The sequence below is a fragment of the Kribbella endophytica genome, from assembly GCF_054781295.1.
The window spans coordinates 2,262,906-2,280,610 of sequence record NZ_BAAGUR010000001.1 but is presented as its reverse complement, the minus strand read 5'-3'; the positions used below and the strand labels follow the sequence as shown (position 1 = coordinate 2,280,610).

12 protein-coding genes are annotated in these 17,705 nt (G+C 67.3%); 7 read left to right on the top strand and 5 right to left on the bottom strand.

The genetic code is table 11. The annotated features are described in order from the left end of the window. Positions 1-137 precede the first annotated feature (137 nt). The gene (locus tag ACYVIO_RS10785; RefSeq protein WP_460650536.1) at positions 138-908 is read left to right on the top strand and encodes a tyrosine-type recombinase/integrase; all 771 of its coding nucleotides are present in this window, start codon (positions 138-140) and stop codon (positions 906-908) included. A gap of 511 nt (positions 909-1,419) precedes the next feature. Here the strand turns inward: ACYVIO_RS10785 and ACYVIO_RS10780 are convergent. Beyond that, positions 1,420-2,607: a pentapeptide repeat-containing protein gene (locus ACYVIO_RS10780; protein WP_460650535.1), complete on the bottom strand. Its 1,188-nt coding sequence runs from the start codon at positions 2,605-2,607 to the stop codon at positions 1,420-1,422. A gap of 240 nt (positions 2,608-2,847) precedes the next feature. Further along, entirely contained in the window at positions 2,848-3,507 is a 660-nt protein-coding gene (locus tag ACYVIO_RS10775; protein ID WP_460650534.1) for a hypothetical protein, read from the bottom strand. A 384-nt stretch (positions 3,508-3,891) separates the two neighbouring features. Here ACYVIO_RS10775 and ACYVIO_RS10770 point away from each other — a divergent pair, with 384 nt between their 5' ends. Continuing rightward, positions 3,892-4,920, top strand: coding sequence for a hypothetical protein (locus tag ACYVIO_RS10770; protein ID WP_460650533.1), 1,029 nt, complete (start codon positions 3,892-3,894; stop codon positions 4,918-4,920). 1,831 nt (positions 4,921-6,751) lie between these two features. On the opposite strand, the gene ACYVIO_RS10765 is transcribed toward ACYVIO_RS10770, so the two are convergent. Then, on the bottom strand, positions 6,752-7,702 hold the full coding sequence (locus ACYVIO_RS10765; protein ID WP_460650532.1) for a helix-turn-helix transcriptional regulator: 951 nt from the start codon (positions 7,700-7,702) through the stop codon (positions 6,752-6,754). Here ACYVIO_RS10765 and ACYVIO_RS10760 point away from each other — a divergent pair. Genes ACYVIO_RS10760 through ACYVIO_RS10750 form a run of 3 tightly spaced genes read left to right on the top strand, consistent with a single transcriptional unit; the run spans position 7,701 to position 11,065 of the window. After that, positions 7,701-8,897: an epoxide hydrolase family protein gene (locus tag ACYVIO_RS10760; RefSeq protein ID WP_460650531.1), complete on the top strand. Its 1,197-nt coding sequence runs from the start codon at positions 7,701-7,703 to the stop codon at positions 8,895-8,897. The genes ACYVIO_RS10765 and ACYVIO_RS10760 overlap by 2 nt on opposite strands. After that, positions 8,884-9,984: a winged helix DNA-binding domain-containing protein gene (locus tag ACYVIO_RS10755; protein WP_460650530.1), complete on the top strand. Its 1,101-nt coding sequence runs from the start codon at positions 8,884-8,886 to the stop codon at positions 9,982-9,984. Before ACYVIO_RS10760 ends, ACYVIO_RS10755 begins: the two co-directional genes overlap by 14 nt. Positions 9,985-10,036: 52 nt before the next feature. Further along, complete coding sequence (locus ACYVIO_RS10750; RefSeq protein ID WP_460650529.1) at positions 10,037-11,065, top strand: ArsR/SmtB family transcription factor; 1,029 nt, start codon at positions 10,037-10,039, stop codon at positions 11,063-11,065. Positions 11,066-11,072: 7 nt separating this feature from the next. Here ACYVIO_RS10750 and ACYVIO_RS10745 read toward each other — a convergent pair whose 3' ends face one another. Next, positions 11,073-12,080 carry a hypothetical protein gene (locus ACYVIO_RS10745; protein WP_460650528.1) on the bottom strand — a complete coding sequence of 336 codons (1,008 nt, stop codon included), beginning with the start codon at positions 12,078-12,080 and terminating at the stop codon, positions 11,073-11,075. A gap of 113 nt (positions 12,081-12,193) precedes the next feature. Further along, positions 12,194-14,947: a helix-turn-helix transcriptional regulator gene (locus ACYVIO_RS10740; RefSeq protein ID WP_460650527.1), complete on the bottom strand. Its 2,754-nt coding sequence runs from the start codon at positions 14,945-14,947 to the stop codon at positions 12,194-12,196. A 247-nt stretch (positions 14,948-15,194) separates the two neighbouring features. On the opposite strand from ACYVIO_RS10740, the gene abc-f reads away from it, so the two are divergent. Beyond that, a complete protein-coding gene (gene abc-f, locus ACYVIO_RS10735; RefSeq protein ID WP_460650526.1) occupies positions 15,195-16,817 on the top strand; it encodes a ribosomal protection-like ABC-F family protein in 1,623 nt (540 codons plus the stop codon). Positions 16,818-16,857: 40 nt separating this feature from the next. Next, positions 16,858-17,691 (top strand): hypothetical protein, encoded by an 834-nt coding sequence (locus ACYVIO_RS10730; protein ID WP_460650525.1) that lies wholly within the window; start codon positions 16,858-16,860, stop codon positions 17,689-17,691. The last annotated feature ends 14 nt before the right edge of the window (positions 17,692-17,705 follow it).

Sequence of the window (17,705 nt, the reverse complement as noted above, 5' to 3'; positions counted from 1 at the left end):
CAGCCGTCCGCACGAGTGCCACGTTTGTGAAGCATCGGCGTCGGCCGGGTCGACCGTCGGCGGGCGACCTCGCACAACACGACTGCGCTCTCGCCAACTGCACAGTTATCGAATGCAAACCCCACGTATGCAAACCGATGGGCCAGTCGAGTGTGCGCCAGATACATGCGATCATCACGGGCGCCCTCGACATGGCCGTCCGCTGGGAATGGATCTCGAGCAACCCAGCGGAGACAGCGAAGAAGCCGAAGCCGAAGCCGAAGCAGCCCAAACCGCCGACGGCTGCTGAGGCAGCTCGAATCGCAGAGCGGGCCTGGGAAGAAGACCTCGCGTGGGGGATGCTCGTGCGGCTGGTCATGGTCACAGGCAGCCGCCGCGGCGAGATCCTGGCCCTCCGTTGGTCTGACCTACACCTCACCGGCGACGCAGTTGCCGAGTTCCGCAGGAACTACGTGCAACGCCGCGGCAAGAAATTCGAGAAGGACACGAAGACCCACCAGATGCGTCGCAACGCGCTGGACCCGGACACGGCAGAACTCCTGGCTACCCACCGCCAGGCCTACGAAGATCGCATGGCCCAGCTTGGAGCTCCCCCGAGCAAATCGGCCTACGTCTTCTCGTACGAGCCGGACCACAGCAAACCGTGCAACCCCGACGGCGTAACCCATCGCTACGCGCGAATGTGCAAAAGCCTGGGCATCGACAGCCACCTTCACACCTTGCGCCACTACTCAGCTACCGAACTCATAAGCACTGGCGTCGACATCCGAACCGTCGCCGGACGCCTAGGCCACGGAGGCGGCGGAACCACAACCCTTCGCGTATACGCCGCCTGGGTCCCCGAATCCGACAAGCGAGCCGCCGGCCTGCTCGCCAGCCGGATGCCGCGACCTGGTCGCCATGAGTGACCTCAAACCCCGGTGGTTGCTCGAAGTCGTCGTCGTGGTGAAGAGCGGTCGCGGCGGGAATTCGATCTAGATCTGTGCCTCCAAGCTCGACATGTGGCTGCCAGGCTGGAACCTCGTCACGGTTGTGACGTGGACCATACCGTGGTCCGTGAGCTGTTCAACGACGTGCTTGGTCACTGCGCCGTCGTAGCGGAAGTACGCCACCTCGAGCACTAGCGCTCGGTCGCAACTCATAGTCCGCGCGCGGCCGGACCCAGCCCCTCCCGCAGTACGCACTCAACGCTGCGAACGTTGACCGCCGCGCCGAGGTCAGGCTGGCTACGCGAGTCGCTGTCCCGCGCGATGCACCATCCGCAGAAGGAGATCGGTCAAGAGCATCGCCTCGGCCGCCTCAACCGGATCATCGAACTGGACAGTCCTGTGGCTGGCGGGGACCTAGACGGCCCACTACGCGGGTGGCGAGCGCCGACCGGCTTCCGTTGATAACGGCTGTCGAACAGTTCGCTTCGCTCTATGCAGAGGAGTCGGGAGGCCAGGCGCTGCGTGATGGGACCGGTCCCCAGCGGATTTCCTGAGGGCCGATCCGCGCCTCATTTAGTGCGTCGTCCACGTCAGTAAATGCCGAGTCTCGAAAAGACACGAACTCGCCGGAAAACGTGGCCCCATCGAACGACGTGTGCTTGCCGGAGAACCTTGCGTCGTCGAACCAGGCATAGTCGCCGACGAACTCCGCTCCGGCGAACGACGTGCTGTTGCTCGAGAACGTCGCCCCGGCGAACCATGTTTGCTCACTGGAGAACACGGCTCCATCGAACATGGTGTCCTCGCCGCAGAACTCCGCCCCTTCGAACACGGTGTCCTCGCTGGAGAACGTCGTGCCATCGAACCACGTGCGGCCACTGGAAAACGTCGCCCCGGCGAACCACGTGCGGTCGCCGCGGAATTCGGTCCCCGTGAACAATGTGTAGTCACCGGAGAACGTCGCCCCGTCGAACCAAGTACGTTCACCAGAGAATGTCGCCCCGGAGAAGGAGGCGTTGACGAGCGTGGCACCGGTGAAGTCGAACGTCAGGTCGCTCCAGCTCTGCTCGGCGTAGGCCCGAAGGTGCTGGCGGATCGTGTCCACAATGGCTTGGCGGACCTGGATCTCGCCGGTCTGATAGGTGGTGGTTTCAGCGCGTTGGATGGTGCCGCCGGCATAGTGACGCTGTTCGACCACTAGTTCTGGGTGGCCTAATGGAGGCTCTCCGGTGTATGGGAGGCGGAGGTACCCACAGAGGACATCGACGCACTGCTGCCGTCGAGTGGACCACTCATCGGCCAGAGCAGCCATGGCGTATACACCGGCGAGCCGAACAGCCGGCCTGTCGCCACCGAGTTGGGCGGCGGCGGCTCCGAATCGCTCAGTGAACAGCCGGATCTGGTCGCGTTTGCCAACACCGTCACGTTCAAGGTGCTGCTGACGGCGATAGTTGACAACCAGGGCGATCGCGGCACCACCGGCGGCGACCACCCCCAGAGCAAGCTTCAGCACGTCAGACTGGGAGGCTTGGTCGCCGTACAGCTGCCACGGCCATCTCCGTGCCAGGAGCCCAGAGATGACCATCCAAGCCGCGACGGCGCCGAAGAAGAGTCCCACGGCGGTCCGCACCGCGGCGCGGGACAACCCGCCAACATCGGCGGTCACGCGGTCCGGCACGCCAGGTCGACGGACTCCGTCTCGTCGTCCACCGGCCAAGACGACCGACCCGTGTTGCAGCCCCCGCCACGCATCCCGCTGCGTCATACCGCACCCCCACTGCCCCATCGAGGATCAGTAGTAGATCGGACGTAGCGCGGCCAGGGAAGGGTCCCGGCCCGCGAACCCCGGAGGTAGTAGATATCCGCCGTCAGCAGTCTTCGAACTATCTGTACCTGCGCGGCACCGCCAAGGCCGACGCTATGCGCTCACGGGCTTCACTTGCTGGATCGGCTTCACGATGTTCAAGTCGCGGCGCACGGCGTTCACGAACACTATCTGGGCATCAACGAACAGGTCCTCGTTCGCGTCGTCGTGTCGAACAACATCTAGCCACTTGACCGCTGACTCAACGACGCCATTTGGCGCGACAATCAACAGGCGATCGAGAGCCTGCTGCACGTTGGCGTGAGCTGCAAGATGTCTCTGGTGAGCCTCAACTCTCTCCTCGATCACCGTGACAGTGGGATCAGCCTGAGACTCCGCCTTCGCATCGGCCGCCTGCATCGCATCATGCAGTTCCTCGCGTGCGTCGATTGCCGCCATGAACGCCACGTAGGTCGACTTCCGATCATCCAGGCTCGCAAGTTGCAATCGCAGCTTACGGTCAGCCTCCTCGCTATCCCTTTGGCGCTGGACCTGCCGATCAAACAGGTCTAGGGCACTGGCATGCGCCGCCTTGGTTGCTCTCGTTTGAGCGAGTCCGGCAGCGATGACTCCGATGACGGCGACCGTCAGAGCGACAGAGCGACAGAGCTCGATATCAGAGCCGCCAGGACCGCTGGTTCCATCGAGTACTTCTCCCTCCGAGTCTGCGGATGACTTTCTCTCCCAGTCCCGGCTCCACAGTCGGGGCTCCATACAGGCGAGATGGCTGATGGTCTCATTACGAGGAGGACGCTCAGCGTGTCGCTCGCTTCCATGAGGCACTTCTGGTTACGCGGCCACTGTCATCGGCGGCAGGATTCTCATCCGTCTCCGTCGTTTCGCACCACGTCCCGCACCATGAGCAGGGCCCAGGTGCGGCAGTCGAGGACTCGGGTAATCGGTCATCACGACTGCCGTACTCGGCATCAGCCGACCGGCCGGCGACGACTAGTACGGGTGCGGTACGGGCAGGGACACGACGGCGACAACTCGTACCGTCGCGACACATTCAGCGGGCGGGCGGGAGCCTGCTCGAACAGCTCTCTCGGAGGACCAATGAAGGCACGTGCACTGGGGGCACTGGTAGGAGGCGCAGTGATGCTGAGCGGGTTGTTGGTGGCAACTCCAGCGCATGCCGCCGAGGCCGATGCCGCAACGCAGCAGGCCTGCGCCATGGCGCGCTTGCCGATCCCCACGGGCTACCACTCCACGAAGGTCACCGGCATGAGCGACGACGGCTCTGTCATCGCCTATCGCGCCGTCTCGCGCGGCCCGGATGGCCCCAAGCCGAAGCAGTTGCTGTACAGCGGCGGCAAAGTCACCGAAGTACCGATGCTCAGGGACTACGGCACGCTTCGGGACGTCAACGCCGCAGGCGTCGGTGTCGGCGGCACGTTCATCTCCCCGAAGTATGTGCCGTATGTCTGGCGCGACGGCAAGATGTCCGAACTGCCCACCCCGGAGGGCGGCGAGGCCTTCGCGATCAACGCGAAGGGCGACATCGTCGGCAGCCGCGATCGCGGTGACACCACTGTTCCGGTCGTGTGGCGCGCCGGCGGGAACGGACCGGTCGACCTGGCGCTGCCCACGGGCATGGCACGGGGCATCGCCACCCAAATCAGCAAGGACGGAACCATCGTCGGCGAGGTGATGGCCGAGAGGGACAACTCCGGCAAGCCCAAGCCGTACATGTGGCGCCCCGACGGCACCAGGGCCTACTTGGCGATGCCCAAGGGCGTTGTCCGGGCCGATGCCTCCGTTGGCGTCACCGACATCAAGGGTAACTGGGCCTCTGGCTGGCTGAGCGCCCCGAGCGTCGGCTACGGGGGCGTCCGCTGGAACATCGCCAACGGAACCGCCAACGTCGTCCCCCTGGGTGACTGGGTGGCTGTCAGCGCCAACGGGGTCGTCGCCAGCCACCGCCGCGATTCCCCGATCGCGGCATACCGGTCCGGCACGACCATCGTGGATCTGCCGGGACTGATCGATCCAGCCGACAACACCTTCCGGGACAACGTCGTCGCGATCAGTGCCAATGCCTCTCTGCTCGCCGGAGACGTCTTCATCGGTGAGTACGACGCCGACGAGCAGCCCTACACCAATGCGGTCACCTGGACCTGCGGCTAATTACCGAAGGCCCAAGCGTGCGGCCCTCGCTGAAGACCGTGAGGGCCGCAGGGTCGTTCAGGTTTCGTGGCCCTCCGGCTGGGGGACGTAGCTTGAGTTCGCGGCCTTTACCACTAGGCCCTCGATCCCCGGTCGCAAACAGCAGAACTCGCCATCAACGATCGACACCGTGTCGATACACCCTGTCTTGCCAGTCGACCGGCCAACCCCCGCCCGTGGTCCTGGCACCTGCCGTCTGATCTTGGGCTACCGCATCGCCCCGCTAGCAATCATGGAGAGGGACGGCCCGGCCCCGCCCGCGTCAAGGGCGCCTCCGGCGTCGCTCCGCAAGCGAGCAAGCTCGCCCCTGGCCCCGTGCCGAACCGGCCCTAAGGACGAGGTGATCTACCTCCACGTCCGCGTGACCACCGACCAACGCCCCTTGCAAAACAATGGCGTCAAGGTCGAGTACAACCAGAACGGCAAACGGTTCGCGCAGACCTTGTCAATGATCTTCCGCTTGGAGAGCCCGGCACAGCCGAAAGTGCAGGCTCCCCGCTCGTCGCGGGGTACATCGTCGCCCTGTGCGGATCCTGAGCCGCCTCGGCGACTTCGCTTGCACGTAGCAGCAGGCATCAGGCCTGTTGGGTGGCCACCCACGTCGGATCGTCGAGCAGGCTCTTGCTCTTCTGTAACCGGTGCAACGCATCGAGTGCGTGCTTCCCGGCGGGTCGCTGGCGATCTGAGTCAGTGTTTCTAGCGCCTCGCTCAGCAGGACCTGTAGCAGAGCGGTGTTGGTGGCGCCTTCGGCCCTGTCCTCCAGCCGACGTCGCGGTAAGCATGCCGCGGCGTTCGCACCTTCTCAACCTCGCGGCGCGCGGCCGCAAGGAACTCCAGCACGGCTGCGACCGGCGACATCGTTTTCGGTTGGTTGGCCGACTTGACGATGCCTGCCGCGTAGTGGTCGAGCAACGGTGTTGTGGCCAACGGCATCGTCGGCTCGATCAGTCAGGACAGCTCCCGTTCGCGGTTCAGCTCCACAGGCAGTGATCGCCGAACTGGCGTGCCACGTCTTGCTCAGTCCGCGTTGCGTCGAGCACTGCTCGAACCACCCCCTGGCCTCCTCGATGTCCGCCGTGCCGGGCGAGAACTGCAGTGGCGGCAGCAACGGAGGGAGCCTGAGTTTGTCGGTTCGAGTCTGACTGGGTCTGCTGGGACCGCCGTGCGGGATGTTGCGTTTGGGGCGGAGCGGCAGGGGTCAGTCGCGCCAAAGGTTGTATTGGATGGTGCATTTGCCGGCTGGGTCTGTGGGGGGTCGGACGTGGCAGACCTGGACTTTGATGAGGTCTATGCCGCCGGGGAGGGTGGAGTCTCCGATGGGGAAGTTGAAGGAGACTGAGGCTCGTTCTGACCTGCGGCTGGTAGATTCTACGAGCTTGTTGCCGGCGAAGGCCTGGAAGTAGACGGTGGTGGTGGACCACAGGTCTACGTCGTCGGTGACTGCTCCTTGGATGTGGGCGGTGCGGTTGTACCAGTTGATGCCGGCGTAGGACCTGTTGACGCAGGGCCAGCCGGGGCCTTGGTGGTAGTCGTACGGGGTTGGGGCGCAGATGTTGTAGCTGTCGTTGGCCCAGGGGGCGTCTGCGAAGGCGGAGGACCGGCTGAGGCCGGCTACCGCCGTACCGGCGGCAAGGACCGCGATCGTTTTTGGGCAAGGCTCATGGTGGGCTCGCTTTCTCGTGCTCAGGGTGGGGTCGAGCAGGAACGAGTGTGTCCAACGAAGTGCCTGGTGGCCATGCGGTTGCAGGAAGTTGCATTTGGCCACTTCCCGGTGGATGGATGAGCTGATCGCTTACGGGGTTGGGGTGATGGCGCGGGTGTAGCGGCTTGCGAGTTTGGCTAGTTCTTCGATTAGTTCTGGTGGTCCGGTGACCTCGAAGTCGGCGTTTAGTAGGCCTAGGTGGAGGGCCAGCATGTAGGGGGTGTCTGAGCCTACGGATAGGACGCAGGTCGTCTCGGTGGACTCGAGGATTTCTATGCCGGGTGGGAGGCGCTGGGATAGCTCGGCGGCGGGGGCGTGGACTCGGACTTTGGCTTGGTAGTGCCAGGTGGCTTTTGCGAGGCCTTGGGCTACGTAGTTGGCGGTGTCGGGGGGTGGGGTGCGGGGGGTGAAGCGGGGGCCGGTGGGGAGTTTGGGGGTTAGGCGGTCGACCCGGAAGGTGCGCCAGTCGGCTTTGTCTACGTCGTAGGCGACTAGGTACCAGCGGCCGGTGGTGTGGGCCAGGCGGTGGGGTTCGACTGTGCGGTGGGACTCTTCGCCTTGGTGGTTGGCGTAGGTGAAGCGGAGGCGTTCGTGGTCTCGGCAGGCTGCGGCGAGGGTGGTGAGGACGTCGGCGGCTATGCGGGGGTGGCGGGTGGGGACTTGGACCGTGGCGTTGTGGAGGGCGTTGACTCGGTGGCGGAGCCGGCTGGGGAGGACTTGTTCTAGTTTGACCAGGGCTCGTACGGCGGTTTCCTCTATGCCCGTCACGGTGTTGGCCGTGCGTAGGCCGATGGCGACAGCGACGGCTTCTTCGTCATCCAGCAAAAGGGGAGGCAGGGCGGCGCCGGCGCCTAGGCGGTAGCCGCCGGCTGCGCCGGGGGTGGCGGTTACTGGGTAGCCGAGGGTGCGGAGGCGGTCGATGTCGTTGCGGATGGTTCGGGTGGTGACCTCGAGGCGCTCTGCGAGGGCTGGGCCGGTCCAGTCGCGGCGGGCCTGGAGTAGGGAGAGCAGGCGGAGGAGCCGTGCGGAGGTGTCCAGCATGCTCAACAGTTTGGCATCAGAATGCGGAACGAAGCTTTCCGCATTGGGTTCTAGCCTCGATTTCATGACCGAGATCAAGCCGTTCCGTATCGATGTTCCGCAGACCGACCTCGACGACCTCGCGAACCGGTTGGCCAATACCCGCTGGCCTGACGAGCCGCCGGGCATCGGCTCCACGAGGGGGCTTCCGCTCGCTGATGTTCGTGAGCTGGTTGAGTACTGGCGCAGCAGCTTCGACTGGCGCGCTCAGGAAGCGAGGCTAAACGTTTTTCCGCAGTACACGACCGAGATCGACGGGCAGACCATTCACTTCGTCCACGTGCGGTCCGACAAAGCGAATGCGCTGCCGGTGCTTCTCACTCACGGCTGGCCGAGCGCCTTTACCGAGCTGCTCGGCCTGGTGCAGCCGCTCGTCGAGGACGGCTTCGACGTGGTGATTCCGTCCCTGCCCGGGTTCGGGTTCTCGACGCCGGTGAAGGAGACGGGCTGGGGAAATCTGTTCCGCGTCGCGTCGGCGTACGCCGAGCTGATGACTCGGCTCGGGTACGAGCGGTTCGCGGCCCACGGCGGCGATGTCGGCGCAGGGGTCACGGGCATGCTGCCGATGGTGGCGCCCGGCCGTGTCGTGGCGACGCACATCAACGGGCCGGGACCGTTCCCCTTCGGTCCGCCCGTCACCACCGACGGGCTGTCGGAGAAGGACAAGGCACGCGCGCAAAAGTTCAACGAGTTCCAGCGGGACGGGCTCGGTTACCTCCACCTGCAGTCCACCCGGCCCTCGACGCTGGCCTACGGAATCACCGACTCGCCGGTCGGACAGCTGACCTGGATCGCGGAGAAGTTCGCCGACTGGAGCGACGACGCCGTACCGGTCGACGAGCTGCTGACCATCGTCAGCCTGTACTGGTTCACCCGATCCGGCGCGTCGGCGGCGCATTTCACGTACGAGGGCATGCAGGCGTTCCGCGCATTTGTCGAACAAGCCGGTACGGCGACCGGCGGAACCCTCGCGGCGGGCGGCGCGCCGGTCGGCGTCGCCGTGTTCGCGACCGACAACACGATCCGCACGCTCGTCGACCCGACCGGGATGGCCGCGCACTGGTCGGAGTTCGACCGCGGCGGTCACTTCCCGGCGCTGGAGGTCCCCGAACTGCTGGCCGGCGATCTGCGAGAGTTCTTCGGTGCGTACCGATAGCCGCACGCTGAACAGGGTGACGCTCGGGCGGCAGTTGCTGCTCGAGCGCCACCCGATGTCGGCCGCCGACGCGATCGGCCGGCTGGTCGGCGTACAGGCTCAGGCTGTGAACGCGCCGTACGTCGGTCTGTGGACAAGGCTGTCGGACTTCGCGATCGAAGACCTCACCGATTGCCTGGTCAAGCGCCGAGTAGTCCGGTCGACAACGCTGCGCGGGACGCAACACCTGGTCAGGGCCCTGGACTTCGGCTGGCTGCGCGCATTGGTCGGGCCGACTCTGCTCCGCAGTCGCCAGGCGGCGTTCGGGAAACAGACGGCCGGCCTCGACCTCGACGAGCTGGTGACCCGCGCCAAGGATCTGCTCGCCGGTCGCACCCTGACCAGAACTCAGCTGGGCAGGGCGCTCGCGGAGCGATGGCCTCAGTTCGATCCGCTGGCGCTGGGATGGTCGGCGCAGCTGCTGGTGCCGATAGTCCACCCGCCGCCGAGTGGTATCTGGCGGCGCGGTGGGGCTACCCCGTTCACACTGGCGTCGGACTGGCTGGGCAATGCGCCGCCCCAGCGGTCCAGCCCGCGATCGTCGGCAAGGTCAGGCCCGCCGCACGGTCCCGATGAGCTGATCCGCCGCTATCTCACGGCTTTCGGTCCGGCAACGGTCGCCGACATGCAGCAGTGGTCCGGCGTACGAGGTCTCGGCGAGGTGGTCGAGCGGATGGACCTGGCGACGTTCCCGGACGGCCTGTACGACCTGCCGGATCTGACCTACGAGACCGACGTCGAGGCTCCGGTCCGGCTGCTGCCCGAGTTCGACAACCTGATGATCGCCTACGCGGACCGGACCCGGATCATGCCCGACGAGCACCGCAAGCGGGTCTGCATCGGCTCGACCGTGGCCGCGACGGTCCTCGTCGACGGCACGGTGCGCGGTACGTGGAAGCTGTTGCTGGGCAAGGATTCCGCGACGCTCACCGTCACCCCGTTCGAGCGGCTTGCCCGAAAAGCACAGGACGCGATCGAGGTCGAGGCGCACCGACTGCTGGCCTTCGCGGCTGCCGAGCTGGACGACCGCGAGGTCAGGTGGTCGTGATTTGAGTCCCGGCGGATACTGGGCCACACAGTGCGACCGCTAGGGGACTGTGGTGCAGATCAGCCTTGAGATCGACGACCTGACGAACGTTCGGTTGGTGCCGCCGGGGCCTGTGCTCGAGACCGTGTGGGCCGGGCGGACGTTGCGTCCGACTACGCCGTACGGCGTGCAGCGGTGGCAGGTCCAGTGGCGCCAGGGAGTCGCGCCGCGGGTCGCGCGGAACGGGCCGGTACGGCGGTTGCTCGAGGTCGTGTCGCCGAAGTTCGAGATCGTGGATCTGTGCCTGCCGACGGTCGGCGCTGGGGATCTCGACGACGGGCTGGAGCGCCTAAGGCGGCTCGGGCCGGCGTACTACCAGCTCGAGCTGGAGATGAACGCTGCCATCAGGCATCTGCCGCGGCACGTGCCGCGATGGACGGAACGGCTGGCGGAGAAAGACCCGCGGCCGCGCGACGAGCTCGTGGACGGCGTACGGCAGTTGCACGAGCTCGGGCTGCGGGACGGCGTCGCTGCGGCGGGCGCGGCTGCGACGCAGCGGTTCATCGCGGATCGCATGAAGGATCTGGCGGCCGGTGGAATCAGTCGGATGCTCGACAACCTGCATCCCTGGATCCGTTGGCACTCGCCCGTGATCACCATCGACGTTCCCGGCGATCCGCCGGTCCACGAGCCACGGCCCGCCGGCGGGCGCGGTCTCGTCCTCGCGCCGTCGATCTTCGCGACCGGGGTGCAGTACTACTTCGACGGGGCGCAGCAGTTGCCGAGTCTGCTGGTGTTCCCGATCGATGCTTGTACGCCGTACGACAAGCCCGCGCGGCCGAGGCTCGACCAGCTGCTCGGCCGCAAACGAGCCGCGATGCTCGTCGTGCTCGCGAGCACGGACATGTGTACGTCGGACCTCGCCCGCAGCTGCGGAATCTCTGCCAGCGCGGCCAGTGAGCACGCCCGCGTCCTACGCGAGGCCGGCCTCGTCACGACAGACCGCAGCCGGCGGGCGATGCACAGCATCACACCCGCCGGCACGATCCTGCTCGGCGACAACGCCCACCCCCAGCAGCCCGCCAAGGCTGCCGAGGGGTGAGCTGAGGTCAGACCAGCTTGGTGAGGGACGAGAGCGAAGCCTTGTGCAGGTTGGTGATCACGTTCTTCGTCTTCGGGTCACCGCGGTAGGCGTAGGAGCCGGACTCGAAGACCAGGTACGCGCGGCCGCCGAACTCGGTGAGGCCTTCGGACATGCTCGGGGCGCGGAAGCACTTCAGCTTGGCCTTGTCGAGGTCCGCGGTACCGCGGCGTACGACGTACAGGTTGCTCAGCTTGTCGCGGCCGAGGGACGTGCTGTAGATGAAGTGCGACTTCGTGACCAGCAGACCCTGGGTCTTCGTCGGGATCTCCCACGGACCGCGGGTGGTGACCAGGCTGCCGTCGGACTTGATCTTGTACTCGTACATCTTGTCGCGGCCCTTGTCGTTGAACTTCCCGGCCCACAGCGAGTCGCCGTAGCTGGTCAGGAACGAGGCGCCGTACACCTTGCGCTCGGAGCCGGTCGCCTTCACGTACGGGACGCCGCCCTTCTTCATCGCGGCGGCCAGCGTGGACAGCTTGTACTTGCGGATGCCGCTGGTGCTGCCCTGGACGAACGCCCAGCCGTGGGCGGTGGTGATGCCGCCGACGTGACTCTCGGCGATCTTCACTGAACCGACGACCTTGTTGGTGGCCGGGTCGATGCCGACGATGATCGACTGCTGGCCCTTGTGGTACATGCCGACCAGCAGCAGGTTCTTGCTGCCGGACCAGTTCCACCAGGTGCCGATGCCCTGCGGGATGTACTTGTCCAGGTACGGCTTCAGCGACGCGCTCTTGCTGAAGGCACCGTCGTAGATCTTCGACGCGGACGGCTTGTCGTAGAACGGGTTGCTGCCGGGGGTGTCGTTGCAGGTGATCTTCCGGGTCGCCGACACCGCACCCGCGGTGGACTGGGTCGCGGCCTGCGACGGCTCGGACCCGTTGACCGCGACAACGGTCGTGGCTCCGGCGGCGAGCAGACCTGCCAGTCCGAGGGCGAGGGCGGCCCGGCGGCGGGTGACTACGAAATGCACGATAGTTCCTTCCCGAGTGGTCATTTCGTCAAAACCCAACCATCCGAGGGGTGCACGCGTCGAACGACTACGGCTGCCACGGGTCAGGCAACGTGACGCAGGTCATGCTGTCGCTAGGCGAAGGTGGCCGCGTTCGGCGGGAGCACGGCCGGGATCTCGCGGCGTGAGGTGATGCCGAGCTTGGTGAAGATCTTGCGCAGGTGCCAGTCGACGGTGTGCGGGCTGAGGAAGAGTCGGGTGCCGATCTCCGCGTTGGTGAGGCCGGTGGCTGCCAGGTGAGCTATCTGGGATTCCTGCGGGGTCATGGCTGTGTCGGGTGCGGTAGTTCGGGGGCGGAGTTTGGCGCCGGTGGATTGAAGGGCTCTCCGGGCTCTCTCGGCGTACGCGTCGGCGCCGTACGTCGTGAGCATCTCGTGGGCCGTCGTCAGCTCTTCCCGGGCGTCGGTACGGCGGGATTGCTGGGCCAGCCATTCGCCGTACAGGAGGTGAGATCGGGCCAGGTGCACTCGAACGCGGGTGCGCGACAGGCGGGTGATTGCCTCGCGGTAGAAGGGTTCTGGGTCATCGGCGACCAGCGCTCGGGAGCGGGCTTCGATACCGAGAGACCAGTCGGTCGGGCAGGGCTGGGTCGCGGCCGAGAGTTGGGTGAACGCGTCCGTGGCCAGCTCCGTGGCGCCGCTTCGGACGGCGGCTTCCACCAGTTCGGCGATGGCCCAGCGCGGGGCGCCGAACTCTTCGGGGTGGATGACCGCCGACCGGGCGGCCGTGATGGCTTCGTCGTACCGAGCGAGGCCGTTGCACAACACGGCGTCGTGGTAGTGCGCGACGGTGACTCCGAGTCCCTGGCCGTACAGCGTGGACTCGGAGACGGTGGCGTCGATCAGTTCGCGGGCCTCGCGTTCCTGACCTCGTACGGCGGCAAGCGCGAGCGCGCCGAAAGGTGGCTGATTGCTACCGATTGCGGCGCTGACTGTCCTGGCCTCCTCGATCACCGACGCCGCCGTCGCGAGTTCGCCGGCGAAGACGTGGGTGACGGCGGACGAGTCGAGGGCGAGCGGGAGTTCGCCGAGGGCGCCGGCCTCGCGGATGATCGCGATGTGCCGGGTGGTGACCTTGTGCCAGCGATCGAGGTCCCACACGTCCGCCGCGATGACGCCTGCGAGCAGGAGCCAGCGCATCGATTCCGCGACCGGAACATCCTCGTCGCTGAACCGTCCGAGGATCCGCTCGATCATCGGGACCGAGGCCGCGTAGCCGTCGGCCAGCCGTACGGCGAGGGCGTCGAGCAGCTCGTCGGTCGCGCGCGGCCTCTCGGCCGGCGGCGCCGCGCGGGCCGCCTCGCCCATCTCGCGCCAGTCCGGGTTGCGCGCCAGATGGCCGGCGAAGATCACCGCCGAGACCGCTTCCAGGTAGACCTCGCGCGCGGTCGGTACGTCGAGCTGCTCGAGCCGACCCGCAGCGGCGAGCAACAACGCGGGTGCCTCCTTGCCTCGGCCTTGGTTGAAGGCGATTCCGGCCCGCAGTACGTCGATCCGCGCGCGCGTCAGCTCGTCGGGACGGCCGGCGGAAGCGGTCGACAGGAGAGCCGCCGCCGGTTCGAACGCGCCGGCCCGGAACCTCGCCTGGGCCGCATCCACCGCGCGCTGCGCACGGCGTACGGGATCCTCGGTCAGCTCCGCCGCGCGCTCGAGGAACGCCGCCACCGCGGCGACACCGCCCCGGGCCTGGGCGCGCTCGGCCGAACGCTCCAGCTCCGCGGCGACATCCTCGTCAGGGCCCGCGGCCGCCTGCGCGCGATGCCACGCCCGGCGATCGGGATCTACGCCGGCATCGAGCGCTTCGGCGAGCGCGCCGTGCGCCCGCTGCCGTTCCGTCGGGGACGCGGCGCGGTAGACCGCCGACCGTACGAGCGGATGCCGGAAGCGCACCCGCGCACCGAGCGTCAGCAGCTCCGACGCGCCCGGCGCGGCCGCCTCGACATCGATGCCGAGTCGCTCTGCTGCCCGCCGCAACAACCTCACGTCACCCACCGGCTCGGCCGCCGCGGTGAACATCAACCGCCGCGTTGCGTCCGGCAACGAGTCGACCCGGCGAAGGAACTCCAGCTCGAGCTGGGACGCCACCGGCCGCACGGCTGGTTGCCCGAAGCCCGCAAGCTCCGCCGGACTCGATGCGCGCGGCAACTCGAGAAGCGCCAGCGGATTACCGCGCGACTCGGCAACGATCCGATCGCGCACCCGCTGATCGAGCGGGCCGGTGACCACCGTGTCGAGCAATTCCCGGGAGTTACGCTCGGGCAGTCCCTGCACCACCAACTCGGGAAGACCGGCCAGCGTCTCGTCCGGCGCCGGATCCCGAACGGCGAACACCAGCACGACCGCCTCCGCGTGCAGCCGGCGCGCGACAAACGACAGGGCCAGCGCTGACGCCCGGTCGAGCCACTGCGCATCGTCGATCAGGCAGACCAGCGGTTGGTTGCCTCCGGCATCGGCCAGGAGGCTCAGCACCGCCAGGCCGACGAGGAAGCGGTCGGGCGCCGTACCGGTCTGCAGGCCGAACGCCGTCGCGAGCGCCTCGCGTTGCGGGCCCGGCAGCCGGTCCAGACCGCCGAGCAGCGGAGCGCAGAGCTGATGCAGTCCGGCGTGCGACAGCTCCATCTCGGACTGGACGCCGGCCGCTCGCACCGCGCGATACCCAGTGGAACGTTCGAACAGGTACCGCAGCAGCTCGGACTTCCCGATTCCCGCCTCGCCGCGCAGGACGAGGGCGGCGCTGCGCCCGCCCTTGGCGCCCTCCAAGAGGTCGTCGAGGGCTCGACACTCATCTCGCCGCCCGATCATCCCGGCGCGTGAACGGCCTGGTGGCACCGTTCGACAGTACGCCGACGCCGCCCGAGCGGGAAGGTAAATAGGGCGCGGGCAAGTGGCCTGCTCGGCTACGGTTTCCGGATGCACTACTACTTCTTCGTCTGATTCCTTCGGGGAGTCGCGGGCTGTCGGCTGTCTTGCCGCGTCCGGGCGGTGTCGGTGGTGCCTTCTTCGTGCGCTGAACCACGCCGCGTCGCGACTCCTCTCTCGGTGTTCATCTGTCCTTGCGACCGAGAAGTGAGATCTGATGAGGGATACAAGCAACTTCCAAGCCGTGCTCGCCGACGTCGTCCGGGCTCCGGGCGGACGGACCGTGCTCGACGGGATCAGCCAGTCCGTCGCGCTGGGCGAGCGGATCGGCGTGATCGGTGAGAACGGCTCGGGGAAGTCGACCTTGCTGCGCGTGCTGGCCGGCGTCGACCTGCCGGACAGCGGGCAGGTCCGGATGCAGGTGCCTGGCGGGGTCGGCTATCTGCCACAGACTCCGGAGCTGCCTCCGGGTGACACGGTTCAGGACGCGGTCGACCAGGCGCTGGCGGAGCTGCGCGAGTTGGAGTCGAAGATGCGGGCGGCCGAAGGCGAGCTCGCGGCTGAGCCCGCGGATCTAGAGGCGGTTCTCGATCGGTACGGCGAACTGATGGAAGCCTTCGAGGCCCGCGATGGCTACGCCGCCGACGCGCGCGTCGAGGCAGCCATGCACGGGCTGGGCCTTGCTGCCATCAAACGCGACCGCCTGCTCGGATCACTGTCCGGCGGCGAGCAGTGCCGACTCGGTCTGGCCTGCATCCTGGCCGCTGCGCCGCAGCTGCTCCTGCTCGACGAACCGACCAATCACCTCGACGCCTCCGCGCTCGAGTGGCTGGAGGAGCGGCTGCGCAACCATCCCGGCAGCCTCGTCGTCGTCTCCCACGACCGGGTCTTCCTGGAGCGGGTGACGACCGCGCTGTGGGAGGTCGACGCCGAGCAGCACGTCGTCGTACGGCATGGGAATGGTTATAGCGGCTACCTGCAGGCGCGCCAGACCGCGCGGCTTCGGTGGGAGCAGGATTATGACGAGTGGCTGCAGGAGCTGGCCCGGCAGAAGGATCTCGCCCGGAAGGCCGCCACCACTTTGGCCTCGGGGCCGCGGTCCGACGCGGAGGCGGCCGGGCGTCATCAGCGCAGCGTCGAGAAGCAGATCTCGGCGCGCGTCCGGCAGGCCAAGGAGCGCGTACGACGGTTGGAGGACAACCCGGTCCCGAAGCCGCCGGCGCCGATGCGGTTCGTGGTGAAACCCCAAGGCGGCGGCACGAAGGGGACGCTCGCCGATCTCCACCAGGTCAAGGTCGAGGGCCGCCTCGACGTCCGCAGCCTGGAGATCAAGACCGGCGATCGCCTGCACATCGTCGGCCCGAACGGCGCCGGCAAGACCACACTGCTCCGCGTCCTGGCCGGGGATCTCGCGCCCGACCAAGGCGACGTCCGACGGCCGGCCCGGATCGGCTGGCTCCCGCAACAGACCGTCATAACGAAACCCGACGAGTCGCTGCTCAGGGCCTACGCCCGAGGCCTTCCCGGTACGCCGGACGAACACCGTGGCGCGCTCCTCGGCCTCGGCCTGTTCCGTCAGCACGACCTCCACACCCCGGTCGGCAAGCTGTCGACCGGCCAGCTGCGCCGCCTCGACCTCGCCCGGTTGCTCCACCGCCCGGTCGACCTGATGCTGCTGGACGAGCCGACCAACCACCTCTCCCCGGCCCTGGTGGAGGACCTGGAGAACGCGCTGTCGGCGTACCGGGGCGCGCTGATCGTCGTCTCGCACGACCGGATGCTCGCCCGCCGTTTCCAGGGGCAGACCCTCGAGCTGCGCGGTGGTCAGCTGGCGGCGTAGATCTATTGACATTCGATCGATAGTGAGCGATCTTCAATGCATGGAGAAGCTGCCTCGGAGATTGACGACCCTTGTCGCGCGGCCTGCGGTCGCCGTACTGGCTGTGGCTGTGGTGATGGCGGGAGCCGGTACGGCGGCGGCCAAGGACTGGCTGCCGATCTTCCAGACCGAGAAGGTCGCGCCGGTGAGCCTGAGCGCGGCGGATCTGGTCGCGCTGCCGGATCTGCGCGCGTACGGCGACGTCAAGGTGACGGGCGCGGACGGCGTCCGCGAGGTGAAGGACGCGACGGCCGCAGGGGAGCAGTCGGGTCTGGATGTGCCGCAGGTGAGCAAGCTGCCGAGCGGCGTGACCGGCGAACCGTCGTACCAGGTGGGTGGGAAGGTGAGCGTGACCTTCACCTACTCGGCTGCGAAGGCCTCCGCTGCGCTCGGGAAGAAGGTGCCTCAGGCCCCGGCCGCGCTCGACGGTCAGCCGATCCGCCTCGACGCGGGCCCGGGCGTCGGACAGGTGTGGAAGTCGTCGAGTGGCCTGCCGGCCCTGCTGGTCGGTCGCGCGATCGCGCCGACAGCCCACTCGTCGGGGATCGATTTCGCGACGGCGCGGGACTATCTGCTGTCGCTGCCGGGCATCCCCGCCGACGTCGCGGCGAAGCTCAAGACCTTCAGCGCGGACGGATCGACGCTGCCACTGCCGATCCCGGCCGACCAGGTGACGAGCTCGTCGGCGAAGGTGAACGGGCACGAGGCAACGGTTCTGACCACACGCGACAAGGCGATCGCGGCAGTTGTGTGGGTCTCCGACGGCGTGGTCACCGCGGTGGCCGGCTCGCTCTCCAAGGCTGAGGTCCTCGACGTCGCGCGGAGCCTGCGCTGAGCGCCGACGTCGCC

Coding starts and splice junctions, on each gene's coding strand:
- ACYVIO_RS10775 (WP_460650534.1), bottom strand. CDS start 3,507: ATGGAGCCCCGACTGTGGAGCCGGGACTGGGAGAGAAAGTCATCCGCA.
- ACYVIO_RS10760 (WP_460650531.1), top strand. CDS start 7,701: ATGCTCAACAGTTTGGCATCAGAATGCGGAACGAAGCTTTCCGCATTG.
- ACYVIO_RS10770 (WP_460650533.1), top strand. CDS start 3,892: ATGCTGAGCGGGTTGTTGGTGGCAACTCCAGCGCATGCCGCCGAGGCC.
- ACYVIO_RS10785 (WP_460650536.1), top strand. CDS start 138: ATGGGCCAGTCGAGTGTGCGCCAGATACATGCGATCATCACGGGCGCC.
- ACYVIO_RS10730 (WP_460650525.1), top strand. CDS start 16,858: ATGGAGAAGCTGCCTCGGAGATTGACGACCCTTGTCGCGCGGCCTGCG.
- abc-f (WP_460650526.1), top strand. CDS start 15,195: ATGAGGGATACAAGCAACTTCCAAGCCGTGCTCGCCGACGTCGTCCGG.
- ACYVIO_RS10765 (WP_460650532.1), bottom strand. CDS start 7,702: ATGCTGGACACCTCCGCACGGCTCCTCCGCCTGCTCTCCCTACTCCAG.